Genomic DNA, 25,902 nt, shown 5'->3' on the forward strand with positions numbered 1-25,902 from the left:
GGAATCTTTTTCAAAAATTATTTAGAAGGCTGCGGCTGCATTGGCAGCCGCAGCCTTGTTAGTTTTTTTAGGAGGGGGTTTGGGGGAACCCTTTTTTTTCAAAAAAAGGGTTCCCCCAGGATCATACAGAAACCGGCGGTCGGCGGTCAGCCCAGGGCCGGGCCTGTTCAAGCTGGGCCGCCAGCCGGAAAAGGGTAGCCTCATCGCCGAAGCGCCCCACAAAATGAGCACCCACCGGAAGACCTTCCTCGTTCCAGAAAAGCGGCACTGACATGGCCGGCTGCCCGGTGGCGTTAAAGGTGGCCGTAAAGGGGGCGAACTGAACCACGCGCTCCCAGGCCTGCATGGGATTTTCCTCTGGCGCGTCAAAGGTGCCGATAGGAACGGGCGGCTCACCCAGCACCGGCGTGAGCAGTATGTTGTAATCCACGAAAAATTTGGCGATATCGCGAGCAACCCTTTGCAGCATCTGTATCGAAAGAAGGTAGTCCGAGGCGCTAAACTGACGCCCCTGCTCGTACAGGGCCCAGGTAAGCGGCTCGTAATTATCTGGCTGAGGGGTTTGATTGGTTAGCAGGGCTATTCCATTGATGGTCGAAGCCAACCCTCCGGCCCACAGAACGGTGAAGGCCTGCGCGAACATCTCTTCACCCCCTGGAGTCGCTGGCGCCGCTTCGACCACTTCATGTCCCAGCTCCTCACACAGCACGGCCGCGTCACGCACCGCGGCGAGGCAGTCGGCATGCACCGGTGTTCCGGTAACCGCAGCAGTGGTAAAGGCGATGCGCAGCCGTCCGGGATCCACCCCGACCTCCTCAAGAAAAGGGCGGGCCGGCGGCGGCGCCCAGTAGGGGTCGCCGACAACCGGGCCTGAGGTGGCGTCTAGCAGGGCGGCGCTGTCACGCACCGAGCGCGTGACAGCATGCTCAATGACCAGGCCGGAGAACATATCACCAAAATCAGGGGCCAGGGAGTTGCGCGCCCGGTTGGGTTTCAGGCCAAAGACCCCGCAGCAGGAGGCTGGAATGCGGATGGAGCCGCCGCCGTCATTGGCGTGGGCCATGGGAACCAGACCCGAAGCGACCGCCGCGGACGAACCCCCACTGGAACCGCCGGTGGTCCTCTCAGTGTTCCAGGGGTTACGGCTGGGGCCGAAGAGGTGAGGCTCGGTCGTGGGGAGAAGGCCGAGCTCCGGCGTGTTAGTTTTGCCCAGGGAGATCAGACCGGCCTTTTTTTGCCTTATTGTCAGTTCACTGTCATGATCAGGCACAAAATCACGCAGGAGGGCCGTTCCCATGGCCATGCGCACCCCAGCATAATAGGCCCCGATGTCCTTCATCAGAAAAGGCACCCCGGTAAACGGCCCGTCAGGGATTTCACCTTTGGCCGCCTCACGCGCCAGGTCGTACATCGGCGTGATGACCGCGTTAAGGCTCGGGTTCAAACGTTCAATACGCTCAATGGCCGCCTCGACCAGCTCGATGGGTTGAACCTCCTTCGAGCGCACCAGTTCCGCCTGGGCTGTGGCGTCAAGAAAAGCAAATTCGTCATGACTCGACATGGCTGTCATTCCTTTCATTAAAAGTCAGCGTTCCAGTTCCGCCGGGAGGCAGACCTCCGGCCCAAGTTGACCGCTGAGATTAGCCTCCTAAATCTGGTTGATCACGTCCTCAGAAATCCTGTTATGCTGTGTCTTTATAAATACCTGTCGCTTGCCTCCTTCACCGACTAACTATTATAAATAGTATTATGGTTCAATTTTTATTGCAATAGTGCAGCTTGTCAATAACTAAAATCCAGCCCTGTGGGAAAGGGCACAAACATCGTGCCCCCCTGGTCTATCGTCGCTCGCCCGCACCCCTTGTAAGAAAAGGGGCACAATGAGAAAGACCTTAAAATTGAACAAAAAAACTCTACCCCAGAGTGTTATCTGCCAAACAGCTGATTCATCCTCATCAGCAGGGCCAGGTCGCCATCGGTCCGGTACTTCTGCTGAACAAGCATCTCCTGGCCGTCGGCCTTGTTGGTCATGATATCCATCCAGACCTCAAAAGGGGCCTCGATGGTCAGGTCGGGGTTCTCGCTCTGGCCGGATACTGCTTCTATGTTTCCACGATCAATGATGAAATGGCATGAGCCTTCCACCTCACTGGAAAAGTTAAACTGAAAGACACCCTTCATGTCGCCCGCGGCCTCGGGATTGAACCCTATCTTGAGGATGGTCATGAAGGTATCAATGGAGTCAGGTCTTGGGATCATGCCTTTCTGATTGAACTCCTTGGGGGTTACCCCTTCGGCAATGCAGGTCTTCCACATCAGGTTGCCCATGGGGGCGATGGATTCAAAATCACCGACCGGCTGGGTTATCCGGGCCATGGTCTCAGGGGAAATTTTCATGGACTTTACCAGTTCCCGGCCGGCCTGCTCGGTGGCTTCGAGTATGTCTCTGGTCTCTTCCATAAATAACCCCGATGTCATAAACTCGGCGGCTGGCCGGTAGATTTCAGCCACGAGCCTGTCGTGAAAAAGGTAATTAGCATAGGATTTGAGCTGATTGAAAACGCTTTTCTCGGGGAATCCGGCCACGGAAATCATCACCACTGATGGCTGGGTATGCCGCGGGGGATGGCTGGTGACGCCGTTGCGCTCCTCGAAAAACGGCATGTTAACCGGAAGCGTCCGCTCGATAAAGGTCTTCATGGCGGCGTTCATGGTGTAGTGGTAAAGGGGCGTGGCGTGGATAACCAGATCGGACTCAAGCCATTTGGGGAACAGCTCATTGGTCATGTCATCCTTGTGAACGCACCGGCCGGGGGTCTTGGTCCAGCAGGTGAAACAGCCGATGCAGTACTTGACGTTTTTCTGGCGCAGGTTAACGACTTCGACCTCAGCCCCAGCCTCGCGCATGCCTTTGACCAAAGCGGTCAACATCATTTCGGTTTTACTCTGCCCTCCAGAGCGGGCGCTGGAATTAATAGCAAGTATTTTCATGCTCTTCCTCTCCTTCGATGTTTAGGGTTATTGGGTCATAAGGCCCTGTGCCTCACCAAGCAGCTAGGGCCGTGGGCCGATTTATTTTTTTCTCCCGGCCCGCCTTCTCCTTTCCCGGACATGATGCGGTGCTGAAAAATCCGGTCCACGATGTAAGCCCTGAGGGCCCTGGCCGACTTGGTGATCTCAAGGGTAAAGGCGGCCATATCCTCCATGGAGAGGTCCTGGGTGCGGCGAGCCTGCAGGGCCATCTCATGGTCAACAATCTGCCGGGCCAAAGGGAGATAGAAGGCGGATTCCTCGATGGTAATCCCCAGTTCCTTACCCCGGAATAGGGTGTGGCCGATAGCCAGGTCCTCGGTGTCGAAACGGTCCTTTTCCAGCGGCATCAGCAGTCCGGCGCCTACAAGGTCGTCCACCTCGCGCCGCGTAAAACCCGTGGCCTGGCAGAAGGTCTTCTTGTCCAGAAGCTCCTGGTCGGCTCGGCCGAAGATGGCCGCGCTCAGCTCAACCAGCGGCTCAACCTCCCGGCTCTGTTCCTGCTTGTTGATCAGGTTCTTGATCACGGCCAGGGGGAGACGGTGTTTGGACTGCATCAGCTTGATAAAGGTGATACGCTCCACGCAGGCCGGGTCGTAGTAAGCCATGTTGCGGCTGGTCTTGATCGGTAGAGGCAGGAGTCCCTCTTTCAGGTAATGGAGGATAGTTGACTTGGGCACACCGGTGGCCCTGACCAGTTCCTTCATCTTGAGTCCTGGAGGCACGGGTTTCTTTTTTTCGGAGGGTTTTAAGGTTTTGGTTTCAGACATATTTAATATTTCCATAATATTAATCTGATAAAACTTGTTTAGCATATTGATTGTCATGTGTCAAGTGTTACTTTACACTTTTTAACAAAAATTTCTGCCTTGACCTGTGGCCTGGTCTCTTCAGATGGGTTGACCTGATCTGATCGGACCTTTGTTTTCACACCTGGTGTGAAAACAAATGCACAGTTAAGGCTCCTTTGAACCCTTAATAAAGTAAAAGAAAAATATCTTTTAATATTAAATAGTTATGTAGCCAGTCGGTTTTTAAACCCCAGGTCCTGCCTTCTGATCCTCAAGATTATCCTGCTTTTTCTTTGAACTTTCTTATATTCATGTTCTCTTTTCCATCTTTAGTGTGAATACGTTTGCACACTTTTCAGGAGGACGCATATGGACTCAAACAAGGTATCTTATTAAAATAACATGATATTTTATAAAAAATCGAACCTGGCACAGGACTTGCCCTATTTCAGGACAACTGGTTGTCCGAACTAGAGGGGGGAAAAATGGAACACTATTATCAAGTCCTGAATCTGGCGCCTAATGCTGGCGCGAGTGAAATCAAACAGGCTTACCGGCGGCTGGCCAAGCAGTTTCACCCTGATTCAGCCCGGTTAGGGGCCGGTGATGCGGCCCGGTTTCAGGAGGTCTATGAGGCCTACCAGGCCCTGATGGGGAATCTGCCAGGATACAAACGCGATTTTCAGGCGCCGGCTGCTTCCTATACAGGCTTCAGGCCGCCTGAGACTGATGAATGGCAGTTCAAAGGAATCTACCATGAAGGCTTAAATGTGATTTATGTGATCGAGGTCTCTTTAGCGGCCGCCCAGCCAGGGCTAAGGCTTTACCTGCCATGGAAAAAGGAAGAAACCTGCCCCCGCTGTCTGGGCCTCGGCCACTCCTACGAAACTCAACCCCAGGCGCAATGTTTTACACGCGTGGCCTGTGCTCGGTGCGAAACACAGGGCGTGATCAGTCATAACACCATCATCGAGGTCAATGTCCCGGCTGACGCCATGGAGCGCGGCGAGTACAGACTCAGAGGCCGGGGTCATTACGATCCTTTCACGGCTGTCCGGGGGGACCTGATCGTCAAGTTTGAGACCGATTCCTGCTGCCCGGGATGGAAGGCCCGGTCTTACAACGCTTAGGCGGTTGTTATGAAGATATCCAAAGCGCAAAAAAAACCCGGCTTTGAGCTATCCCTTGTGGGCACTAGCGAGATTGCGTCGAATGATTTCAGGCAGAATCCTGAGCACCGCCCGCGTCAGGAAGCCTTTAAATCCTCTCGTGTCACGCCTTTCCTGAATGCCGCTCAGGCCTCCCGCCTGCTCATGACTCGCGGTCATTTTATCAACTGTTTCATTTAAGCCAGCCAGGCTGATACAGCCTTTAAGGCTCCTCTTCAGCTCATGTCTGCTAGTCCGCTGGATTAAGCTGGATTAAGTTGCGATGATGCCAGGCGGTGTGTTATGCTTCGAGGTCAAAAACACCCATTCTGACTAGGATTTTGAAATGGCGGCCAGTTGAGTTTAAAGGCGCTTATGGGTGTGATGGCTGTCTTCTGCTGGTAATTAATGCCGTTATCCGTTAGGCTATGGGTCTCGTCACCCCGGTTTAACTCAATAAAACCTAAGAAGGAGGGAACGATGGATTTTAAAAAAGTAAACGAAGCCCTTAATCAGTATATCAGGCCTCAGACATTTCCCCTGGCTCTCAAGCTGTGCCAATCTGAAGAAGATCTTCCGGAAAAAGCAAGGCAGCCGCTCAAGGACCTGGGATATCCGGTGACCCTGTGTCAGGCCATGGGCCTGTCGAGGCGTTTCGGGTGGACACTGGCCGTGGGTAAGGATGATCAGTGCTGCCTGGGCGGCGCCGCGACCATGGGCTTCCTGAAGGAACTACCCGGCGAGGGATTTCCTTTTTCCGCCGAGAAATGTTTCGAGCCTGGAAAGTACAGTTACCTTGTGTCAGCGGCTCTTGAACGGGCTGAGTTCGAACCGGATGTGGTGCTCATTTACGGGAACTCCGCCCAAGTCATGAGGCTGGCTCAGGCGGCCAGCCGCGGCATGGAAGGGAGCGTATCCGCCGTTGCCACCGGCTTGGGTGACTGCGGTGACATCGTGGCTGGCACGGTCCGCGGTAATGAATGCCGGGTCGTCCTTCCCTCAGGAGGCGATCGCATCTTCGGCTCAACCCAGGATCATGAGATCATCTTCACCATTCCCGGAGACAAGGTCCAAGGGGTCGCCACGGCGCTGGGAGACACACACAAGGCGGGCTTTAGATACCCGATCCTGACTGACCTGAGGCATCGTCCGGAGCTGCCGCCTTTCCTCAAGATTCCTGAAGGCTCATAATTTCATTACTTGCAAAGCATATCTTGCGGAAATCACGCCGGGAGGAACCGCACATGGACCTTATCGAGGCCATCCGAACTAGAAAGAGCGTCAGGGGTTATAAACCCGATCCGGTTGACAAGGAAATCCTGAGAGAAATCCTGGAAATCGCAACTTGCGCGCCGTCAGCAGACAACAGCCAGCCCTGGGAGATCATCGTCGTTGCCGGGCAGGCCTTGGATGACATCAAGAAAGGCAATATCGAGGCGTTGATCTCCGGAAAGACCCCCACTTCGGATGCCCCGCACCAGCCTTATCAAGGCGTTTACAAAAAGCGGCAGGTTGAGCTCGCGGTGCAGATTTTTCAGTTGATGGATATCGCCAGGGATGACAAGGAGAAGCGGAACGCATGGATGCAGAGAGGTTTTCGTTTTTTTGACGCCCCGGCGGCCTTCATTCTTTATACGGACAACTCACTTGACCCCCGGCGCGCCGCTTCGGACGTCGGCGGGCTGGCTCAGACCATCTGTCTAACCGCGCTGAACTACGGCCTGGGCACCTGCATCACCACGCAAGGCACCATGTTCTCGGATGTGGTCAGGCGGTTTACGGGTATTCCCAAGGCCAAGCAAATTTACTGGAGTATCACTATTGGCTACCCGGACTGGGAATTCCCGGCAAATAAAGTTCAATCCGCACGAGCGCCTCTCGAAACCATTACAACCTGGCTGGGTTTTGAATAGATACTTTAGCGATTGTTAATTTTTTTGATGGAAGCGTTGGCTTCACCATAAGAAAAACATAAAATGGGGGCAATCTCCACCGGCTGTTTCCAGGATTATCCATGTTTCAGAACACGATATGTGGTTTTTTATTATTATTTCTTGACATTTGCCTCTCAAACGGCCTAAAATTCAAGCAATCCTCTTATGAAATCAAGCTGGACCTTAATGTGCTTTAATTGAAACGCCGCAGCGCAGGCAGAAAAAAAGGTGGCCAGCTTTGTTGGAGAGCATTCATGAACAAATCTCAATTAATCGAAGAATTGGCTATGCGCGAAGGACTGACCCTTAAAACGGCCGAGTTGATCGTCAATAACTTCTTCGATTCCATTGCAGACGGCCTGAAGCAGGAAGAAAGGGCGGAGATCAGAGGCTTCGGATCGTTCAAGGTGAAAAGCTACGACGGTTATACCGGCCGAAACCCTAAAACAGGTGAGCCCAGTGAGGTCAAGCCCAAGAAACTACCAAGTTTCAAAGTGGGTAAGGAATTAAAAGAACGAGTGGACGATTTTAACCTGGAAAGAAAAAAATTTTAAAGGTTGGGAGTTGGTCAAAGGGATTGTCAACTGCAATAATTAACCGGCTTAACTATCGGGAATTCCCTTGCCTTGGGGAAAGCCGAGGCAAGGGACAGGTTGAAAGGGTTGGAGTTAAAATTAAACGCGGCAAAGAGAGAGAAAAACGTTCCTGCTCATTCTTTCCTTGTAAGGAGGTGAAGTAAATGACTGACGTGGTTGGCAGCGTCCTTGCTAGTGTCGGAGTTCTTATGATTTATGTAGGTATCTTTGTGCTTCTGGTTAACATCGGTGCAGCGATCAAAGCCATTAGCGAAAAGGCGGGGCCAGGATCCGATAGGCCTTCTACTTACTAGAACCGGCCGGGGCAATTGCTCCAGTTTTAACACAAACAAGGCATAAAACGCCCTTCAGCCAGAAGAGCAAAAACAGGTTTCAGGCGTCTTTCAGCGAGGGGAGGGATATTTTTCTGCTCTTTCCTCAAACCGCTGTTTAACTGATTGATGCTCTGCCTTTTAGGGGAAGGAAGGCCAGGCCTTCCTTCCTCCTCCTTTTTTTCATCTGCCTAGTCAAATAACTCGACAACATAGATGGCCGTGCCTCGGCCTTGAGCATGGAGACGCCCGGCTCGCTATACAGGTAATGCTTGATTGTCGAACATCAGGAGCGCCGAAGAATTGGCTGTGATACTCCTTCCATGACCAGCCTCTGGGAAGCTCGCTCAGAATTGCGCCTCACCACCGGAACAGGGCGCAGACCGGCTCTTTCGCGCTTGAAATGTTTTTTTTCAGGGGGAATTCGTTCCAGATAAGATTTGAGGGAAGGTCCGGGGTCTAATTTCACCGCTCCAGCTGAATCACACGGCCATCCTTCTCCTTTCGCCTCTTGTCCTCATACAGCATCTCATCCGCCCACTTGAGCAGGGAGGCTGGGTCGTGTATCCCAGGGTCCTGCGTCATGGCGATCCCGTAACTGAAAGTGACCGGGATGGTGATTCTATCCAGCATCAAGGGGTTTTTCTGCAAAAAGGTCTTGAGGCGCTCGGCTTTTTTGTGAGCCTCGCTGAGTGTCGTGGACGGGAGGATGATTACAAATTCGTCTCCGGCAAACCTCGCCACAACGTCGGTTTCGCGGCTCAACGTCGCGAAATGCTTCCCTACGTATCTCAACACCTCGTCCCCGACATCATGGCCGTATCTGTCGTTGATAGTTTTAAAACCGTCCAGATCGAGAAGAACCAGCGATAAAGGGCTTTCGTAGCGAAGAGCGCGCTTGAACTCCCGCTCTAAAATAGACTCCATGACCCGGCGATTAAGCAGACCGGTGAGATGATCGTGGGAAGCCGCCAGCCTGAGCTTTTCGTGGGCCGCAACATTCGACAGGCACGACGAAATCTTAACGGTCAATCGCTCCAGCAGGGTCGTGTCCATGCCCGGACAGTAACGCGTGCTGGAAGGATCGCCGAGATTCAAGCTCCCGATAATCTCGTGGTTTAGTGTAATGGGCGCAATCGCAACCGATTTGATCAGGTATTTCTCATGCGGCGGAAACAGCCGGTAAAAGTGGCTCAAGTCCTCGTTGAAAATCAAAGGTTTGGTATTATCCGCAACGAGTTTGAGAAGCGTCTCCTTCTCGATGATATTTAACCTCTGTCTGAGCACCTCTGAGGAGGCCAGGTCCCGGATGAAATGAACAACATCGTTTTCGCCAATTAAAGAAATCCAGACATAAGGAATTTCGAATTTATCTCTGATCTCGGTGAGCAGCCTTTCAAACAGGTCCTTGAAATTGGTGATTGATAGAATGCTGACTTCGATCTCAAAAAACTTGTGCGCAATCTCCTCGTTACGCCGCAGCCTTTCAATGAATTCATTTATGTCATTAATATCTTTAACGTTTTTACTGTTTGAAATAATCACGACCCAAACCTGCTCTGTCCTTGATTCAATAAAGCGACCAGCATCACTAATGTACTTTAAATTATCCTCGGAATCAAGGGTTCAGGTTTTATGTCTTGGACCTGAAAACAAGCTCGTGAACCTGCCTCAGCCCGCAGGCTTGATCAGGGCCATCCCCTTCGAGCTTGAAGCTTGACCCCTTGAGCGTTGTTTCCCGATCGTACGCTTCCTTCTTCTGTCAAGTCTTACCCTATAATACACTATAACTGGTGGTAAGTCAAGATAGAATGTCCATATATTGGGTGTGTTCTGGGACAGGCTTCCCCTGTTTTTAGTAAATCCAACGTCTAGCTGGAGGCTGACTTGAGTTTAGTCGAGGGTCAGTTTTTCTTACGCCTGGCCCACAAGACTTGACCGCTTCATAATATTAATGATTTATTAAAACCACTGCCTGCCTGTTGATCAGGCCGTGACAAAGGGGTGAAACCATGTCTTGTGAATAAAGATTCGAACAAGGAGAGGCAAGATGGAATTTCCAGGGAGACAGTGCCAGATTTATAAGGAGGTGAGCGATGAGCTTTACAAAAATGCAGATTGTCCTGGCAAAGATATTGGGCATGACGGTTTTTATTTTAGCGGCGGCTCTCGTGATGATCCCGGCCGCAGCATACTCTGATGCCGGAGGTAAACCTGTCTGGGACAAGAGGTATAAATACACCTGGATGAAATGGGGTCAGGAATACTGGCCGACTAAGCCCGTGCGGGGCGGTTACTTTCGCACGGCCGCCGCGAGATACGTCGGTTATATGAACCCCAACCACTGGCCGGTCAATGACTGGACGGTCATTTCCCATTTTTATGAGGGAATCACCGGAACGGACGGGAAGTACAACCAGAAGAACCCGTGGCTCATGGCATACTGGGAGTACCCGGACCCCCTGACCGTGATCATGAAGTTCAAGGAAGGGATCAAGTTTCACGACGGCTCTCCCATGAACGCAGCCAGCGTCAAATACCAGATCGAGTGGATGAAGGACAAGCGGAACGGATGCTGGACCCGGGCCGACCTTCGGCGCTTCAAGTCCATCGAGGTGGTTGATGAATACAGGCTCAGGTGGCGCACCAAGGAGCCGTGGGCTTCCTTTCCCACCGGTTTCTTTGCCTTCATCATATCGGCCGAGGCCTTGAAAGGGGATGTGCTCATCCGGGAAGCCAAGAACGAGGCGGCCAGAGCTAAAAGGCTTAAAAAGCAGGCCGCCGCCAGCGGGAAAGAAGAAGACAGGAAAGCAGCCGCCAGGGCCGAAGAGGAAGCCAGGGCCGCGGCCAAAAAAGCAGAAGCAAAAAAGAGTACAGATCATTACCCCTTGGGCACCGGCCCCTTCATCCTCGAAGAAGCCAGACCGGGCAATTATGTCAAAGTCAAACGGAATCCCAACTGGTGGTTCGGCCGCAGCGTCGGCCATCCGGATATGCCTTACTTTGACGGCGTCAAGACTACCGTTATTCCTGACCCGTCCATACAACTCGCCAACCTGCGGGCCGGAAAGATTGATTCAATGGTTGTCAATAAGGCCCTTTACATCAAGATAAAAAACGACCCCAATTTCAATGTCCACGTCTTTCCTCACTATACCGTCCGGGCCCTCAGCTTCAACCATGCCGAAGGGCCGTGCCAGGACATCCGGGTGCGCCAAGCTGTTTCACACGCCATTGACCGAAAGGCCCTGATTCATGGAACCCAGTTCGGCCTGGGCCGCATAGCCAGCTGCCTCTTCCCGGGCAACCACTGGGCGCACAACCCCAATCTCAAGCCGTTGAGCTATGACCCTGAGCTTTCCCGAAGGCTTCTGGCTGACGCAGGATACAAGGACGGTCTGAAACTCAAAGGTCATATGGGCAATTCACCCGAAGCCACGGCCTTAACCGAAGCCATCAAGGCCATGCTGACCAAGGTGGGCGTTAACTGGAAAGTGGAAGCGCTAGACCCGGTTGCCATGACAGATAAGAGAAAAAATCGCGAATACGATCTATGCGTGGGCGATGTCGGTTATATTCAAGACCCTGACTCATTCGTCAACTGGCTTTATGGCCCCACGGGCAGCTTCAATTGGGGCCGAAGCAATAACCCGAAGGTTATTCCCCTTATCGAGGCGGGGCGAATAGAGCTCGACCAGGAAAAGCGGGCCAGAATCTATCACCAACTGGAAGAAGCGATCTACGAAAATTACGAGGACGTCTGGATGTGGTGGGAGATGGTGGCAATGGCCTACCGGAAGTCTGTGCAGGGATTTAACTACGACATGTACTTAAAGGACCTGAATTTATACTCATACTCACATCCTTTGTGGTTTAAGGACGGACGCCCGTGAGCGCAAAAAAAAATTAAAAAAAGACTATCAAACATCCACGGATAACACCGAGGCGGAGTCATAAACGGCTCCGCTTTTTTTCTTATATGATCCGGATTTTCAATTGACACAAAATCGCTCATCCACTACGATCATCCGGCGAAAGGCCTTATAACATAAGTACATTTTAAGGCGAGCCTTACTCACCAGCAGTGATTTATATTGGGTCCTGAAGAAATAACAAAAGCAAGGGAAGAAATGGAAGTGAAGACCTATCCTGAGTACAGTGTTAATTACCCGCTGCTTCTGACAACCTTCATGAAAAGACCGGTGAGCATGTATCCGGACGACATCGGCCTCGTTTATAGAAATCCTGACACCGGGCAGTATTTCCGATTTACCTGGCGCGAGTGGTACGAGCGCACCTGCCGTCTGGCCAATGTTTTGAGGGGTTCCTTCAAGGTCAAGCCGGGAAAGCCGAGAGAGCCGGGCGATCGCGTCGCCACCATGGCGCTCAACCACCATTACCACATGGAACTATATTATGCCGTGCCATGCTCCGGGTCTGTCCTGCATCCGATCAATATCAGGCTTTCCCTGGACCACATTTCCCACACCATCAATCATTCTGAAGACAAAGTTATTTTCTTCGACGATATCTTCCTGCCCATTGTTGAAGGAATATACGACCGGATAAAAGACACGGTCGAAAGATTCGTGTACATTTCAGACCGGCCGGGGCTGCCCAAGACCAAGATCGAGCCTCTTTATGAATACGAGGCCTTGATCAGGGATCAAGCGCCCGAGTTCGAATGGCCGCATCTGCATGAGGACACATACGCTACACTCTGTTACACCACCGGGACCACGGGGCTGCCCAAGGGCGTTATGTTCACGCACCGGCAGCTTTATCTGCTCACACTGCACGGGGGACACATATTAAACTTCAATACCGATCCTGACGCCATCCACCTGGGCGAGAACGCGGTTCCCATGATCAACACGCCCCTGTTCCATATCCACGCCTGGGGGGCGCCTTTCAGAACCGTTTTTGCCGCCAATAAAATCGTGCTGCCTGGCCGGTTTACCATTGATGGCTTCCTCGAACTAGTGGAAAAAGAGAAGGTAACCAGCGCCGGGGTGGTGCCAACGGTCCTGGCCATGCTCATTGAAAGCGGTCTGTTAGACAAACATGATTTGAGCAGTCTGCGGGCCCTTGGCGTTGGAGGCGGCGCCCTGCCATTAGGCTTGAAACTCAAGGCTGAAAAGATGATTCCAGGATTTTCCGCCGGGTCCGGTTATGGCATGACCGAAACCGCGCCGACCACTATCGTCGCTTTTGTGAAGCGGTTCATGTGGGACTGGCCCAAGGAAAAACTGGACGAGGTCAAGGTCAAGACCGGCCTCTCCCTGCCCGGTTTAGAGGTCCAGGTGGTTGATGAAAAAGGCAAGGAGGTGCCTCAGAACAACGAAACCATCGGTGAAATCGTGATCAGAGGACCCTGGGTCATGGAGCAGTATTATAAAGAGCCTGAAAGGACCGCTGAGGTCTGGTATGACGGCTGGTTTCACACCGGCGACGTTGCCAAGAAGGATGAATACGGCTACATCACCATCGTGGACAGGGTCTCGGATATGATTCGCAGCGGGGCGGAGATGGTGCCCACCGTGCTGCTCGAAAACCTGACCTCCACGGCCGACTTTGTCCTGGAAGCCACCTACGTCGGCATTCCAGACCCCATCTGGGGCCAAAGGCCCATGGGCATCGTCTCCCTGGTGCCCGGGGCCACCGAAAAGGAGGAGGACATTATCAAATGGCTCGATGCTGAAGGTGTGGAAAAAGGCAGGATAACTGCATGGATGCTGCCAGATTATATCCTCATCACCAACGAAATACCCAAAACCAGCGTGGGCAAGTTTGATAAAAAAGAGATCAAAAAGAACCTGGATCAGTTCCTGAGCCAGGCGAAGAAGATGAGAGAGGACTAAACGAGTTCCTTACCGATGATCAGCTTACATTTGATTTGAAATGCCATGAAGGAGATGTTGTTTTAATAGTAATCGGCCAAACTAAGGAGGTTGGGTTCCATCTCTTCGAGGATGTCTTGGAAATCGTCGGTCTTGAGGCCCAAGAGTTCCCAGGCCTCTTTGGACAGCGGCGGGACATAGGGGTCTCCGCCGAAGCCGAAGCCGCGTGCCCGGATGATGATGTTGGCCAGATGCACAATGGCCGTCTGCTTCGGGGCGTGGCGCGCCTTTTCCGGCTGGTGGTGGTAACACATGGGTTCGGCCAGTGATTGAGGCAGTTTCCAGTGTTCGGCCAGCCACAGGCCCACCTGGGCGTGCGTGAACCCCAGGACCTCGTTTTCTGCCTCATAGCGGGATGTTTTTTTCTTCTGGACCAGGGCCACAATTTCGTCCCTGGCCTTGTCCTCGAGCTGGACGGACATGACCACCTTGCCTAAATCGTGGAGCAGGCCGGCCACAGAAACCTCCTCCTCTTCAGACTGACCGACCAGGTTAGCCAGCACCCTGGCCGTGGCCGCGCTGCCAATGGAATGCTCCCACAGGCCGACGATGCTCTTCTGCATCATCTCAAAAACCGAGGAAGTCAGGACCAGGCCTTTGATGACATCGAATCCAAGGATGACCAGGGCCTGCGTAACAGAGGAAATTTTGCGCGACATGCCGAAAAACGGGGAGTTGGCCATGCGCAGGATCTGGGCCGAAAGGACCTGGTCCTGAGAGATGACCTTGCCCACGTCGGCCGAGGATGTGGTCGGGCTTTCGACCATTTTGGAAATCTTGGCCACAATGGGCGGGATGGTCGGCAGGTTCTTGATCCGCTGGATGTTCCTTTTAAGTTCGGACCGTTCCATCATCCGGCCTCCTTGAGCCTTTTGAGCAGAACGCGTTTCAGTTCGGCCAGAACGGGATCGGACTCAACCTTGACGAAACGGTTCTGAAGTTCGGCCTCTTCTTTAGCCAGCCGCGCCGCCTGCTCCTCCGACGTCTCCGTGGCGCCAACCTCAATCTGAACCGTCTCATAGTTCAGGCGTTCCAGCATCTTCAGCAGGCTCCCGGTCAGTTCCGAGCCTTTCTGGCACAGGAGCACCCCGTCATCTCGAATGATTTGCTGCGCCAGGATCATGCCCGGCTGGGCCTTTTCAAGGGGAATCTTTTTTATCAAAGGGCTCACCTGCCTTCAATTTGAAGGTCGCCGAAAGCTTGAACGCCTTGTATGACAAACCAATGGTATCACAAATATCCAGCCCGGCGCAACAGGAAGCCGGAGGGAGCCTGTGTTGGTAAAGGCCAGAAAAGTCTTAGGGCTCTCACCAATAACCTGGCATATACTGGACGTATCAGTAATCTTCCAATCCGACTATTTCTTTCATCTCAGGTGTGTATCCAAAGACGATCTGGACATCGCCTGATATTCGGCAATAATTTTCTATTTTCTTGCGAGAAAAATTATTCAACTAATTCAACCATGTGCCGCTTTTATTGTGTTTGGCTGCAAACTGGATAGTGTTGTACATCATCTAAAGTCTCTTTGACATTGCCAATTCTCAGGTAATTTCCTGGATTTTATCTTTAGTGCCCAAACAAGATGTGCGAGAACTTTCTTAAACTCGCTTTCGGTAAGAATCGTCTTCATATCATTTACAAGTCTCGTTTCGAGCACCAAATGAAAGTTCTCAGGGTTTTCTAAGTGATCGGCAGATGGGTAAAGGGGATCAGTTGCTTCGCGCTTTAAAGAAAGTGGTAACTTTGAAAAGTGGGCTCTGTTGTCAGGCATCTTGTTGAGGGAACATACAACAGCCTCACGCCAGCGAGGCACTGTATGTTTTTCAGGGCATTCTGATTTCCTTTTGGCTCTTGCCGAAAAACTGGTCGCCCGATTATTCACCCAATCAGCCCATTTTTTTCGACCACCACAACTATTCACCCATCTGGGTAATTTTTTTTCCACATCCGATTTTTTCACAACTACCACCCCTTATAACTTATGTTTACGGATTTAAGCTTACTTGCCAATTACTGTAATGTAATATTGATAAATTACAGCTTACAGAAACCAATCGAATTTTCAGCCTTTTATTAAAACCTATTCGTGAAAATAAAAAACTCCCTTTAAACTCAATGAAATCAAGCCTGGGCTATTACAAGTCAACTGTTTAACGTTATTACTCTCGCTTAAACCTCTCCAGCTTCAAGGTTACAAGGTTATAGGTGTCTACGCATTGTAATTCAATCGTATCGCCTTCCCACCAGGGGAGGCTGCCTCCGAATTGAAAGGTCTGAAGGCCGGGGAAGATGTCGTGATAAAAAAACCCGCACAAACCGCCGGGGTTGTAACAGCTAATCTCGAACGTATCTCCTTCCTTGTGACCGGCGCTGCACTCACGTTTCACCCCTGTAACCGTGGCCACTACTCTGTAACCGATGCCTGGATCATCCGCCATTTTAACTGACCTCCTTCATTCATTTGGGGTTAGACTCTCTTTCTTTTCCATTCGTATATGAGCATGACCAGGGGCCTTGATTAAGCCTGATCCGGCTCCTCCTCATCCGGGGACCTTTCTTCGGCCTGGTCTAGGTTAAAAAGCCGGCGGGTAAGTTCCAGGTAATCATCCTTCCGGTCGTGATGGCCGAAATGCTTGATGAACATGATCGGATCGTGAATAATTTTCTTAACCAGAGACTGGGTCATGACCTCCAGGGCCTTGATTTGATCTTCACTCAAAATATCAAGCTTGTTTATGGTGCGCTCAAGTTCAGCGCTTCGAATTTTTTCAGTCTTTTCCGTCAGCGCGATGATGGTGGGAGAAACGTCCAATGTCTCAAGCCAGTTCATGAGCTTGATCGTCTCCTCCTCCACGATGCGCTTGGCCCGGCCCGCCTCATGGGTTCGAGCGGACAGGTTTTCCTCGACAACACCCTTCAGATCGTCAATATCATACAGGTAAACGTTGCCCAGGCTGTTCACCTCCGGGTCAATATCCCTGGGAACGGCGATATCCACAAAGAAGAGCGGCCGGTGTTTGCGGGCCTTGAGCACGGACCGAACCATCTCTGCCGAGACAACCATTTCCGGCGCTCCGGTTGAAGAGACGACGATGTCCACCTTAACGAGCAAGGAGGGGATCTCCTCAAAAGCAACAGCCTGACCATTGAAGCGTTTCGCCAGGATCAAGGCTCTTTCCAGGGTGCGGTTGGCCACGATAATTTCCGAGGCCTTCTGATGGAGCAGGTGTTCCGCGGCCAGTTCCGCCATCTCGCCCGCGCCGATGAGCAGAATTTTTATCGCGGAGAGGTCCCCGAAAATCTTACGGGCCAGTTCCACAGCAGCGTAGCTGACCGAGACGGCGTGGCTGGCAATACCCGTTTCGGTCCGGACGCGTTTGGCTACCGAGAAGGCCTTGTGCAGGAGTTTATTGAGGACAACCCCGGAGGCGTGGTTTTTCACGGCATCCCGGTAAGAGGCCTTAATCTGGCCCAGCACCTGGGGTTCGCCCACGACCATGGAATCGAGACTTGAGGCCACGCGAAAGAGATGGCTCACGGCTTCTTGAGCCTGGTAAACATAAAGGAGCTTCTCGAACTCGCTGGCCGGAATCCCATTCTGAGCGGCCAGGAAGGACTTGACCTCCTCCACGGCCTCCTCAGCAGGAGCGGAGGTGGTCAGGAGCACCTCCACCCGGTTGCAGGTCGAAAAACAGATGCCTTCATCCACACATTTCAGCCCTCTGAATTCCTGATAGAGCTGGGCCGGTTCGCAGTTGTCAAGGGCGATTTTTTCCCTGAGCTCAACTGGAGCACTCTGATGATTAAGGCCTAGGAGGATGATATTCATTTCATCTGTAGCCGTTTAAGGCTGTCAAAGCTGTGGTAGCCCGAAAAAAAATAGCTCACGCCTAAAAAAGTAAAACACAGGACCGAAAAACCGACGATGGACAGTAGGGCGGCCCGCCGGCCGCGCCAGCCGACCGTCAGGCGCTGGTGGAGCAAGGCGGCGTAAATGAGCCAGGTGATCAGGGACCAGACTTCCTTGGGGTCCCATCGCCAGTAGGTCCCCAGGGAGAGCTGCGCATATATGGCCCCGAAGATGATGCCCAGGGTTATCATGGGAAAGCCCATGCTCAGGCTGTAGTAGTTCAGGGTGTCCAGGGCATTGAGAGAAGGCAAGCGGCGGTAGAGTCCACCGGTAAGCTTGGCCTTAATCTGGTGTTCCTGCAGGAGATACATCACCCCGGCCACAAAGGCCAGAGAGAAAAACCCATAACCGATAAAGATGGCGCCCAGATGCACGGTCAGCCAGACGCTCTGGAAAATCGGAACCACGGTCAGAGGCCTGGCCGGGATGAGCAGGGACAGGAGAATCATGGCGGCCGCCATCGGGGAGACAAAGGCGCCCAGGGCCGGGATGTCGAACTTGAAGGACAGGAGCAGATAAACCCCCACCAGGGCCCACCCATAGAAGCCCAGGGCTTCGGTCATATTCAGGATTGGCAGCTGCCCCAGATCGGCCGTGCGCAGGATAAGGGAGATGGATTGTAGAACGAAACCGAGGCGGATCATCCAGGCGGCCCCCTGCCCGGCCTGTTTGTTTTGCCGAAAGATAAAGACCAGGTAGCCGGCCGCACCCAAAATATATAGTAATATGGCCAGGTTGGCAAACAGAGCACCGATCATGAGCGTTTCTCTCCCGCGGCCTTAAAGCCCAGGGCGTTCAGTGTGTAGGCTGGTCCGAGGATCCTGACCACTGTTTCTTCAGCCCGGGCCAGGTTATTCTGGGCCAGGGCCTCGATCAGGTCTGAGTCCACCAGGCGCAGAAACAGTTCCCGGTTCTCTTCAGCCAGACGGCCTTCGGCTTGGACTTTAGTCCGGATTCGTCCCATAAGTTCAAGGAAACGCTCATACTCCGGACCAAATTCGTTTTCGAGCCGAGCTCGAATGCGGGCGGCCAAGGCCGGGCTGCGGCCGCTGGTGGAAACGCTGATAATCAAATCGCCTCGATAGATTGAGGCCGGGAGGGTAAAGCTGCACAGCTCAGGGTTATCAGCCACATTCACCCAGATTCCCTGCTCTTTGGCGTCACGGCTTACCTGTGTGTTGATCTCGGAATCATCAGCGCAGGCAAAGGCCAGGGCCACGCCCTCCAGATGTTTGCTTTGATATCTGCGGCCTAAAAGCTCGACCTGACCAGCCTCGATCAGGTCGCGCAGGCCCTGAGTCAGCTCCGTACTTACCAGGCGCACTCTAGCGCCGCTCCGCAGAAGACCCTGGACCTTGCGCTGGCCCACCTCACCCCCGCCTACAACCAGACAGGGCCGGGCCTGCACGTCGAGGTTGATCGGAAGATATTTCAACTTGCTTCACCAGCTGTTTGATTATAAAGTACAAACATACCAATCAAGCAGAAAATTAACAACTTTTTTGTCCCTGTTTCTTAAGCCCCAGACCGGTCTTGGGGTCAACTTCATTAAAGACCCCAGCCGGTTTAAGCAGGCCATGAACCTCATCCAGGAAGGAGCTGATCTCTGTGGTGGGAAACCCCAACTTGTTCGCCAGTCTGGCCGGACTGATTTCAACCAAAATTTCAGGCAGTTGTATCATGCGGGGCTGTCAAAGTATCGGCTGATACGACCTGACCTTATTCTTTTGATCTACCCATCAAGCTCGACCCCGCACCAAGGACAGAACTTAAACTCCGTATTGATCAAGGCCTCTCTGCAGTTTGAACATTGAATATGTAGCTCCTCGGCACAGATGGGGCAGTAAACAAACTTGGCGGTATATTTTGAAAACTCCTCTGGAAGCTCCTTCCAGAACTCCTGGCACTGTGTATCCAAACATGTTTTTTCTACCTTGGCTTTCACAAATAAAACCTCTCTTATTTCGTTAGGTTAATCGTTCCGCGATTTTATATTCGCAGCTAAAAAAATATATCAGAGGGAGGGCTTGAAAGCAAGGGAAGCCCATAAGTTCCTCAAAATCTGACCGATCAAAGATAAAGACCTGGCTTTGTCTGGCATCAGATCGCTCAAGTCTGGGACGTCTGGTTGACGATTGGCTTGAAAACTGATATGAAATTATCATCAGTACAACAATATAACCCAAGACTATTTTTGAGTTTTAATCATGATAATATTCACGCGTTTGAGATATGGCCGAATTCATAAAAAAAATAGCATGAGGGGGAGGCCATGACCAATTTTTCGCAGCAATGCACCAATCTAACCACCTTTTATCAACTTTCCCCCAGAACAGAGCTCCGCCAGCAGCTACTGAGCCATTCCAAGTGGAAGAAGCCGGTCCTGATCATACCCGCACTGGTCTCTGAGTTTAATATGCTAGAAAATCGCCCGGTTTTTGAGAATATTATTCATGAGCTGAGGCGTGCTCGCTACCTAGCCAAAATAATCATCGGGGTTGACCAGGCCACTCAGGACGACATCCAGTTGCTCCGGGAGATTCTGACCGTTCAAGGGCTGCGGAATTTCTTTATTCAATGGAACGACGGCCCTGGATTTTCCTCCATTTACAATCAGTTAGAACGGGATGGCCTGGATCTGTCCGCTCGAGGCAAAGGCCGGAATCTCTTTTTGTCTTTTGGCGTGGCTTTGGCCCTGGGGGCCACCTCGGTTGGTATCCTGGACGCGGATATCAAGACCTTCAAAAAGGTTCAACTTGACAGGCTGTTCTACCCGGTTTTGGTCCTCAACTATGAATTTTCCAAGGCGTTTTATGCCCGGTGGGATGGAAGGCGGATGTACGGCCGGGTCAAGAGGCTTTTACTTGACCCGCTGCTCCTGGCCCTTAAGCGCAAATTCACCGAAAGCCATGAAGAGAAGATGATCCGGCTCATTGATTTTCTTCTTTCGTTCAATTACCAGCTTTCCGGTGAGGTCGTCATGGACATTGACCTCATCAAGCGTTTTCGCTATGCCTCTCACTGGGGCATCGAGATATTTACCTTGATCGAGGCCTGGCGCAAGGCCAGTCAGGTCGCCCAGGTAGAATTTACCAACGAACCCTTTGAGCACAAACATCAAGAAATCTCAAAGGACGATCCATCAAAGGGCCTCCATAAAATGGCGGTTGATATTGTAACCACGCTTTTCAAGGCCCTGATTATCGAGGAAGGGCTGGAGGTTTCGGATCATTTCTTCCGGGACCTGACCGTGACCTACAGTTCCATTGCCGAGGACCTGATCAAGAAGTATTCAGACAACGCCCGTTTTAACGGTTTAGATTACGACCGTGATACTGAAGAGGAAACCGTGCATGAGGTTTTTGCCAAGGCTGTGCTTTATGCCGGCTCCATCCTGGAATCACCCCAGCATATCGCAGAAAGCATCATCCGTTTCGTCTCGACTCATGAGGAGTTTAAAGTTTATAACGATCAAGGGCTCATCGGAACCGTGGCCCAGGTCGAGGAACGGCTGATGAAGGACGTTACCCCTGACAGTGAACTTCCCTCCTGGGAGCGGGTTCAGGAGAAAGACCCGGAGATCATGCGATCTATCATTGATGTGATCGAAGTGGAAAAGGCGAAATACGGCCCGCTGCTTGCTTCGAATAAGGCTTGAACGAACAAGCGGCCTTTCTTCCTCTCAGCTTCCCCGGTGAGTCACCGCGGCAGGGCCAATGTGAAACGAACCTGATGAGGCGTCTTTTAATCCTTGTTCTGATCTTGACCTGGCCAGCTTCAGCCTGGCCTTATGTCCCCACGGTGGATGAACTCCTGACCGATATTTCGGCCAGAAGGGTCCACCTGAACTCCCTGGAGGCGGTCTACGAGTCTGCCAGTCCCTCCATTGAAGAGAAAGCCGACTCATTGACCGAGGGCCGGGAAGAGAGCGCTGACGCTGCGGAGTCGCTGCGCCAAATTAGGCTTCTGGAGAAGATCACCTTTCGCGCGCCAGACAGAATCCGGCTCAACCTCACCTGGTTCGATCGGGAAGAGGTTTTTCTGGCAGCCGGGGTCAAGACTCTTGCCTTGATCGGTGATCAGGCTCAGGAGACACCCTGGCCTCAGCCCTTTCTCCTCTTTCGGCTCCTGATTGATTCAGAAGCCACCAGGCTGCGTGAACTTCTTTCTGCCTTTGGGTTCAACCTGCAAAAAATATCCCTGGGCAGACATCATAACAAGATCGTTTTTATCCTCGGCGCCCGTGCTGGTGATCTGTCCCAGTCTCAGGCCTGGTTTGACCGTGAAACACTGCGCCTGACGCGGCTCATCCTGCCACCCGGCCGAAACGCTCCTGGGTATGATCTCGAACTCTTGAACTACCGGCTCCATGAGCAGCGGGTGGACTGGCCGGACGTTCTGGTCTCCCGACAGGATAACAGCCCGGCCTTGACCATGACCCTCAAATCCCTGATCATCAACCCCAAGACCGAGGCATATCTCACCGATCGGCAAGAGGCCGACCGGCCCGAGGCTTCGGCCCTTGACCCGGAAGAAATCCTGGCCCAAGACCCGGATGTGATCAGAATCCGGAAGATGATGGAAAGGTTACAGAAGAAGTTGGAGTGAATTCCTTATCTGACTCTCTGGCCGAAGTGGCCGTGGCCCTGCCCGTGCCTGGGACTTTTCATTATCTGATCCCGGCCGAACTGGCCCCTGGCCTTGAGCCGGGCAGCCGGGTTCTAGTTCCGTTCGGCCCCCGTCAGGTCACGGGGTATGTCCTGGACATTCTTTTACCCGGTGGTCTTCCAGAGGCTGGGATTGAGATTAAAGAGATCCTGCAGCCCCTCGACGACGAGCCCCTTTTTGGAGCGGACCTTATCTCCTTGTTTCGCTTTACCGCCGACTACTATCATTATCCTTTAGGCCAGGTTATTGCGGAGGCCCTGCCAGCCGGCCTCAAGGTCATGAGCTGGCGCATGGCCGTGCTTACCCCGGCCGGCCGTCAGGCCTGCTCAGACGGAAGCGCCTCGCCGGAGGAGGCCCGGCTGCTCAAACGCCTGGCAAGAGGCAAGGGCCTGGCCCTGGCCCGCCTGGCCGGGGATAAAACAGAACCCCTGAGCCTGATCCGCCGCCTGGAGGCTCGAGGCTGGCTCAGGTGTGAGACCCGCCTCAAAGGAGATCGGGTTCGCGCCCGGACTGAACGCTGGCTGACTCCGGCCCCTGGCGCTCCCGATGATCCAGCCGCCCGGCTCGGCCCCAGAGAAAAGGAGCTGCTCGATCTCCTGACCGACCAGGGGCCTCTCCCAATGGCCGATCTCAGGGCGCGCTTTCCTTCACTGCACGAGATGGTCAAACGGCTCCAAAGAAAGGGCCGAGTCGAAATCGAGGAAAAGGAGGTTTACAGGGATTCCCTGGGCCGGGCCCTCTCCTTTGATCCAAAGCCCTGTGAACCGACTGCGGAGCAGTCTCAGGCCATCAAGACCCTGACTAAAGCCGTTCAAAGCCGGAAATACGCCCCCTTTCTTCTCCACGGCGTCACCGGGTCAGGCAAGACCGAGGTTTATTTCGCTGCCGCGGCCCAGGCCCTCGAGCAGGGCCGAACCGCCCTGCTCATCGTGCCGGAGATATCCCTGACTCCAGCCATGGAAGGTCTTCTGCGCGCCCGCTTTGACGAGGACGTGGCTGTGATACATTCCGGTCTTTCTGAAGGCGAACGCTACGACCAGTGGCTCAAGATCCGCCGGAAACAGGTGCGCCTGGTCCTGGGCGCCCGCTCGGCCATCTTCGCGCCCCTGGAAGACCTGGGCCTGATCGTGGTTGATGAAGAACACGACGGGGCGTACAAACAGGAAGAAAAACTCCGCTACCAGGCCCGCGACCTGGCTTTGGTTCGGGCCAGCCACGCCAAAGGAGTGGTGATTCTGGGTTCAGCCACCCCGTCCCTGGAGAGTTTTACGCACGCCTGCGGCGGCCGCTACAATCTCCTGACCCTCAGCCAGCGCGTTGGCAAAGGCCGTCTCCCTGAAGTGGAGGTCATTGACCTTCGCCGCGGCTCCAGGCGCGCTCGCGGCGCCCTGACACCGACACTAAAGGAGGCGCTGAAAGAGGTTTTAACCCGGGGAGAGCAGGCCCTGCTTTTTCTGAACCGGCGCGGCCTGGCCCCGCTGCCCATGTGTCTTTCCTGCGGTCATGTCATCAAATGCCGCAACTGCAGCGTTTCCCTGACGCTGCATCAGGGCCCAAACGAACCTGACGGCCAGCATCATCTTGTCTGTCATTACTGCGGTTTTGAGATTCCTCAGCCCAAGAAATGCCCGGCCTGCGGCTCAAAGGCCTTCCGGTTCATCGGCCTGGGCACCGAACGACTGGAAGAAGAGGTGAAAAAAATTTTTCCCGAGGCGCGGGTCAGCCGCCTAGATGCAGACACGGCGCGCACAAAAGGAAGCCTGGGAAAAATTCTCCGCATGCTGCGTCAGGGAGAGCTCGACATCCTGGTCGGCACCCAGATGATTACCAAGGGTCATGACTTTCCCAATATCACGCTGGTGGGGGTCATCGAGGCCGACCTCGGACTGCATCTGCCTGACTTTCGAGCCGGAGAGCGCACCTTCCAGCTTCTGGCCCAGGTTGCCGGCCGGGCCGGTCGGGGCGAAACTCCGGGTCGAGTCATCATCCAGACCCTGAGCCCCGGGCATTACAGCCTGTTGAGAGCCAAGGACCATGATTTTTTGGGGTTTTACGAGGAGGAGCTGGCCCAGCGCCGCACGCTCCACTACCCGCCTTTCTCCCGGCTTGCCTTGGTGCGCTTCCAGGGAAACTCAGAGGTTAAAACCCAAAACCTGGCTGAGGAGGCGGCGCACCAGGCGCGGCGGATCGCAAAAGCACGGTCCGACGCCTGGCTCAAAATCGTCGGACCAGCTCCAGCGCCACTGGCTAAGATTAAAGGCAAGTTCCGTTTTCAAATCCTGATACACGGTCAGCAGGTCAAACCGCTCCATGCCTTTCTCAAACCCTGGATCGAACAAACACGCCGTCTGCTCAAAGGCAAGGGGGTCTCCCTTTCCCTTGACCTGGACCCCTATCAGGTCATGTAGCCGCAACAGTTTGATCCTAACCGGCCCTCCCTGTCAGGCCGGGCCAACCGGTCTCAATTACCGCCGGCGTGGCAATGGTCCCTTTGTTTGTATTCATGCCTGACCAGGCAGGAATCCGCACCCCGACAACAAAAGTTGTCAAGGCCACCCGCCAGGAAGCGGTATGACTAAGAAAATTTTTTTTAACAACTAAAAATAGAGTTGCAAGATCAGGCCCAAGCATTCTACTTATATATAGTGAAATGAGGGATGGGTACTTCTTGAAAATGCAAAGTGAATACACAGGAGAAACTAGATGGACGTTCGCATGAAAGCTTCACTGGAGGCAATTTTCAGTCCGCGTTCCGTGGCCGTTATCGGGGCGAGCAACAATCCGAAGCGCTGGGGCTTTGAAACTATGATGACCATGCTGGCGGCGAACTACCGTCATGAGCTTTATCCCGTGAATCCGAACGAACGAGAAGTTATGGGCATGCGCTGTTATCCGAGTCTCGCACATCTCCCCGGGGAGATTGACCTGGCGGTCATCGTGGTCAATGCAGCCCTCGTTCCAGGGATCATAAAAGAATGTATTGCTAAAAAGGTCAAAGGAGGCGTCATCATTACGGCCGGCTTTGCTGAAATCGGTTCTGAAGGCGCCGCCTTACAAGAAAGGCTGACCACGGAAGCAAAGGCCGCCGGGTTCTATTTTATCGGACCGAACTGCATGGGTGTCTGGAGTTCTGCCGGAAGGGTCAACACCATCTACTGGCCAGACCTGGTCCCCGGGCGCGGTTCCGTCTCGTTCATCTCGCAAAGCGACACCCTGGGCGATTCTCGCGAATTTATCCCGGGCGGCGTTTAGATTGTACCGCATCGCATGGGGTATGGCCACGGCGCAGGACACGCCATGAGCGATGTTGTAATGTCCGCCCAGCGCGTGAGCCATGTCGTGTGCGACTCCCAGCCCGACGTTTGTAAAGGAGAGTCCGGCCATGGCGCTCGCGATGAGCATGTTGCCCGCCGTCTCTTCGTTTTTTAAATCCGTATGAAAGGGTTTGAGGTTCTTTCCGATTAATCCGACGGATTCTATGGCAATCGTATCGGTGAGTGGATTTCCCAAGGTGGAAGGACACTAATTCCTGAGTAAAATTATCTATAAAGCAATCTTGATCGGCCCGCCTGGCTTCGTTCCGAGATGCAACATCGAGGATGTTTAAAAAT

The 25,902-nt window shown here is 53.2% G+C and carries 25 protein-coding genes; 12 read left to right on the forward strand and 13 right to left on the reverse strand.

What is annotated here, in order from left to right; translation table 11 throughout:
• Positions 1-121: 121 nt before the first annotated feature.
• The 3 genes from JRI95_00615 to JRI95_00625 all read right to left on the reverse strand — a co-directional run bounded on the left by JRI95_00615 (position 122) and on the right by JRI95_00625 (position 3,800).
• Positions 122-1,561, reverse strand: coding sequence for an amidase (locus JRI95_00615; GenBank protein ID MBW2060043.1), 1,440 nt, complete (start codon positions 1,559-1,561; stop codon positions 122-124).
• A 365-nt stretch (positions 1,562-1,926) separates the two neighbouring features.
• A complete protein-coding gene (locus JRI95_00620) occupies positions 1,927-2,991 on the reverse strand; it encodes an NAD(P)H-dependent oxidoreductase (protein ID MBW2060044.1) in 1,065 nt (354 codons plus the stop codon).
• Positions 2,992-3,026: 35 nt separating this feature from the next.
• Positions 3,027-3,800 carry a MerR family transcriptional regulator gene (locus tag JRI95_00625; protein MBW2060045.1) on the reverse strand — a complete coding sequence of 258 codons (774 nt, stop codon included), beginning with the start codon at positions 3,798-3,800 and terminating at the stop codon, positions 3,027-3,029.
• Between the two features lie 506 nt (positions 3,801-4,306).
• On the opposite strand from JRI95_00625, the gene JRI95_00630 reads away from it, so the two are divergent.
• From JRI95_00630 to JRI95_00655, 6 genes are all read left to right on the forward strand, one after another.
• The gene (locus JRI95_00630; protein MBW2060046.1) at positions 4,307-4,951 is read left to right on the forward strand and encodes a J domain-containing protein; all 645 of its coding nucleotides are present in this window, start codon (positions 4,307-4,309) and stop codon (positions 4,949-4,951) included.
• Between the two features lie 9 nt (positions 4,952-4,960).
• Positions 4,961-5,170 (forward strand): hypothetical protein, encoded by a 210-nt coding sequence (locus JRI95_00635; GenBank protein MBW2060047.1) that lies wholly within the window; start codon positions 4,961-4,963, stop codon positions 5,168-5,170.
• Between the two features lie 279 nt (positions 5,171-5,449).
• A complete protein-coding gene (locus JRI95_00640) occupies positions 5,450-6,160 on the forward strand; it encodes a DUF169 domain-containing protein (GenBank protein ID MBW2060048.1) in 711 nt (236 codons plus the stop codon).
• 53 nt (positions 6,161-6,213) lie between these two features.
• Positions 6,214-6,882: a nitroreductase gene (locus tag JRI95_00645; GenBank protein ID MBW2060049.1), complete on the forward strand. Its 669-nt coding sequence runs from the start codon at positions 6,214-6,216 to the stop codon at positions 6,880-6,882.
• Between the two features lie 275 nt (positions 6,883-7,157).
• A complete protein-coding gene (locus tag JRI95_00650) occupies positions 7,158-7,457 on the forward strand; it encodes an integration host factor subunit beta (protein ID MBW2060050.1) in 300 nt (99 codons plus the stop codon).
• Between the two features lie 185 nt (positions 7,458-7,642).
• Positions 7,643-7,792: a hypothetical protein gene (locus JRI95_00655; protein ID MBW2060051.1), complete on the forward strand. Its 150-nt coding sequence runs from the start codon at positions 7,643-7,645 to the stop codon at positions 7,790-7,792.
• Positions 7,793-8,275: 483 nt separating this feature from the next.
• Here the strand turns inward: JRI95_00655 and JRI95_00660 are convergent, their stop codons facing one another.
• Complete coding sequence (locus tag JRI95_00660) at positions 8,276-9,355, reverse strand: sensor domain-containing diguanylate cyclase (protein MBW2060052.1); 1,080 nt, start codon at positions 9,353-9,355, stop codon at positions 8,276-8,278.
• Positions 9,356-9,906: 551 nt separating this feature from the next.
• Between JRI95_00660 and JRI95_00665 the strand changes: the two genes are divergently transcribed.
• Both JRI95_00665 and JRI95_00670 read left to right on the forward strand, forming a co-directional pair.
• Positions 9,907-11,703: an ABC transporter substrate-binding protein gene (locus JRI95_00665; protein ID MBW2060053.1), complete on the forward strand. Its 1,797-nt coding sequence runs from the start codon at positions 9,907-9,909 to the stop codon at positions 11,701-11,703.
• A 237-nt stretch (positions 11,704-11,940) separates the two neighbouring features.
• Positions 11,941-13,671 carry a long-chain-fatty-acid--CoA ligase gene (locus JRI95_00670; protein ID MBW2060054.1) on the forward strand — a complete coding sequence of 577 codons (1,731 nt, stop codon included), beginning with the start codon at positions 11,941-11,943 and terminating at the stop codon, positions 13,669-13,671.
• Positions 13,672-13,733: 62 nt separating this feature from the next.
• Here the strand turns inward: JRI95_00670 and JRI95_00675 are convergent, their stop codons facing one another.
• The 9 genes from JRI95_00675 to JRI95_00715 all read right to left on the reverse strand — a co-directional run bounded on the left by JRI95_00675 (position 13,734) and on the right by JRI95_00715 (position 19,568).
• Entirely contained in the window at positions 13,734-14,564 is an 831-nt protein-coding gene (locus JRI95_00675) for an HDOD domain-containing protein (GenBank protein ID MBW2060055.1), read from the reverse strand.
• Complete coding sequence (locus JRI95_00680; protein MBW2060056.1) at positions 14,561-14,872, reverse strand: hypothetical protein; 312 nt, start codon at positions 14,870-14,872, stop codon at positions 14,561-14,563. The genes JRI95_00675 and JRI95_00680 overlap by 4 nt, the downstream gene beginning before the upstream one ends.
• Before the next feature lie 351 nt (positions 14,873-15,223).
• On the reverse strand, positions 15,224-15,673 hold the full coding sequence (locus JRI95_00685; GenBank protein MBW2060057.1) for a hypothetical protein: 450 nt from the start codon (positions 15,671-15,673) through the stop codon (positions 15,224-15,226).
• Between the two features lie 199 nt (positions 15,674-15,872).
• Positions 15,873-16,151, reverse strand: coding sequence for a TIGR04076 family protein (locus tag JRI95_00690; GenBank protein MBW2060058.1), 279 nt, complete (start codon positions 16,149-16,151; stop codon positions 15,873-15,875).
• An 80-nt stretch (positions 16,152-16,231) separates the two neighbouring features.
• Positions 16,232-17,542 (reverse strand): glutamyl-tRNA reductase, encoded by a 1,311-nt coding sequence (locus tag JRI95_00695; protein ID MBW2060059.1) that lies wholly within the window; start codon positions 17,540-17,542, stop codon positions 16,232-16,234.
• On the reverse strand, positions 17,539-18,381 hold the full coding sequence (gene ccsB, locus JRI95_00700; protein MBW2060060.1) for a c-type cytochrome biogenesis protein CcsB: 843 nt from the start codon (positions 18,379-18,381) through the stop codon (positions 17,539-17,541). The genes JRI95_00695 and ccsB overlap by 4 nt, the downstream gene beginning before the upstream one ends.
• The gene (locus JRI95_00705) at positions 18,378-19,058 is read right to left on the reverse strand and encodes a bifunctional precorrin-2 dehydrogenase/sirohydrochlorin ferrochelatase (protein ID MBW2060061.1); all 681 of its coding nucleotides are present in this window, start codon (positions 19,056-19,058) and stop codon (positions 18,378-18,380) included. Before JRI95_00705 ends, ccsB begins: the two co-directional genes overlap by 4 nt.
• Positions 19,059-19,113: 55 nt before the next feature.
• Positions 19,114-19,305, reverse strand: a complete 192-nt coding sequence (locus JRI95_00710) for a hypothetical protein (GenBank protein ID MBW2060062.1) — start codon at positions 19,303-19,305, stop codon at positions 19,114-19,116.
• Positions 19,306-19,355: 50 nt separating this feature from the next.
• Positions 19,356-19,568 (reverse strand): hypothetical protein, encoded by a 213-nt coding sequence (locus tag JRI95_00715; GenBank protein ID MBW2060063.1) that lies wholly within the window; start codon positions 19,566-19,568, stop codon positions 19,356-19,358.
• A 327-nt stretch (positions 19,569-19,895) separates the two neighbouring features.
• On the opposite strand from JRI95_00715, the gene JRI95_00720 reads away from it, so the two are divergent.
• From JRI95_00720 to JRI95_00735, 4 genes are all read left to right on the forward strand, one after another.
• Complete coding sequence (locus tag JRI95_00720; protein MBW2060064.1) at positions 19,896-21,281, forward strand: hypothetical protein; 1,386 nt, start codon at positions 19,896-19,898, stop codon at positions 21,279-21,281.
• Positions 21,282-21,355: 74 nt separating this feature from the next.
• Positions 21,356-22,231, forward strand: coding sequence for a hypothetical protein (locus JRI95_00725; protein ID MBW2060065.1), 876 nt, complete (start codon positions 21,356-21,358; stop codon positions 22,229-22,231).
• Positions 22,228-24,699, forward strand: a complete 2,472-nt coding sequence (gene priA / locus JRI95_00730; GenBank protein MBW2060066.1) for a primosomal protein N' — start codon at positions 22,228-22,230, stop codon at positions 24,697-24,699. The genes JRI95_00725 and priA overlap by 4 nt, the downstream gene beginning before the upstream one ends.
• 295 nt (positions 24,700-24,994) lie before the next feature.
• Positions 24,995-25,543 carry a CoA-binding protein gene (locus JRI95_00735; protein MBW2060067.1) on the forward strand — a complete coding sequence of 183 codons (549 nt, stop codon included), beginning with the start codon at positions 24,995-24,997 and terminating at the stop codon, positions 25,541-25,543.
• Positions 25,544-25,902: the final 359 nt, after the last annotated feature.

It is taken from the genome of Deltaproteobacteria bacterium (assembly GCA_019308995.1).
Taxonomy (GTDB): Bacteria; Desulfobacterota; Desulfarculia; order Adiutricales; family JAFDHD01; genus JAFDHD01.

Excerpts from the sequence above, each read along its gene's own strand:
- JRI95_00655 (MBW2060051.1), top strand. The coding sequence starts at position 7,643 with ATGACTGACGTGGTTGGCAGCGTCCTTGCTAGTGTCGGAGTTCTTATG.
- JRI95_00665 (MBW2060053.1), top strand. The coding sequence starts at position 9,907 with ATGAGCTTTACAAAAATGCAGATTGTCCTGGCAAAGATATTGGGCATG.
- JRI95_00710 (MBW2060062.1), bottom strand. The coding sequence starts at position 19,305 with ATGATACAACTGCCTGAAATTTTGGTTGAAATCAGTCCGGCCAGACTG.
- JRI95_00735 (MBW2060067.1), top strand. The coding sequence starts at position 24,995 with ATGGACGTTCGCATGAAAGCTTCACTGGAGGCAATTTTCAGTCCGCGT.
- JRI95_00650 (MBW2060050.1), top strand. The coding sequence starts at position 7,158 with ATGAACAAATCTCAATTAATCGAAGAATTGGCTATGCGCGAAGGACTG.
- JRI95_00630 (MBW2060046.1), top strand. The coding sequence starts at position 4,307 with ATGGAACACTATTATCAAGTCCTGAATCTGGCGCCTAATGCTGGCGCG.
- JRI95_00620 (MBW2060044.1), bottom strand. The coding sequence starts at position 2,991 with ATGAAAATACTTGCTATTAATTCCAGCGCCCGCTCTGGAGGGCAGAGT.
- JRI95_00695 (MBW2060059.1), bottom strand. The coding sequence starts at position 17,542 with ATGAATATCATCCTCCTAGGCCTTAATCATCAGAGTGCTCCAGTTGAG.
- JRI95_00690 (MBW2060058.1), bottom strand. The coding sequence starts at position 16,151 with ATGGCGGATGATCCAGGCATCGGTTACAGAGTAGTGGCCACGGTTACA.
- JRI95_00645 (MBW2060049.1), top strand. The coding sequence starts at position 6,214 with ATGGACCTTATCGAGGCCATCCGAACTAGAAAGAGCGTCAGGGGTTAT.
- JRI95_00675 (MBW2060055.1), bottom strand. The coding sequence starts at position 14,564 with ATGATGGAACGGTCCGAACTTAAAAGGAACATCCAGCGGATCAAGAAC.
- JRI95_00720 (MBW2060064.1), top strand. The coding sequence starts at position 19,896 with ATGACCAATTTTTCGCAGCAATGCACCAATCTAACCACCTTTTATCAA.
- ccsB (MBW2060060.1), bottom strand. The coding sequence starts at position 18,381 with ATGATCGGTGCTCTGTTTGCCAACCTGGCCATATTACTATATATTTTG.
- JRI95_00725 (MBW2060065.1), top strand. The coding sequence starts at position 21,356 with ATGAGGCGTCTTTTAATCCTTGTTCTGATCTTGACCTGGCCAGCTTCA.
- JRI95_00640 (MBW2060048.1), top strand. The coding sequence starts at position 5,450 with ATGGATTTTAAAAAAGTAAACGAAGCCCTTAATCAGTATATCAGGCCT.
- JRI95_00635 (MBW2060047.1), top strand. The coding sequence starts at position 4,961 with ATGAAGATATCCAAAGCGCAAAAAAAACCCGGCTTTGAGCTATCCCTT.
- JRI95_00625 (MBW2060045.1), bottom strand. The coding sequence starts at position 3,800 with ATGTCTGAAACCAAAACCTTAAAACCCTCCGAAAAAAAGAAACCCGTG.
- JRI95_00670 (MBW2060054.1), top strand. The coding sequence starts at position 11,941 with ATGGAAGTGAAGACCTATCCTGAGTACAGTGTTAATTACCCGCTGCTT.
- JRI95_00615 (MBW2060043.1), bottom strand. The coding sequence starts at position 1,561 with ATGTCGAGTCATGACGAATTTGCTTTTCTTGACGCCACAGCCCAGGCG.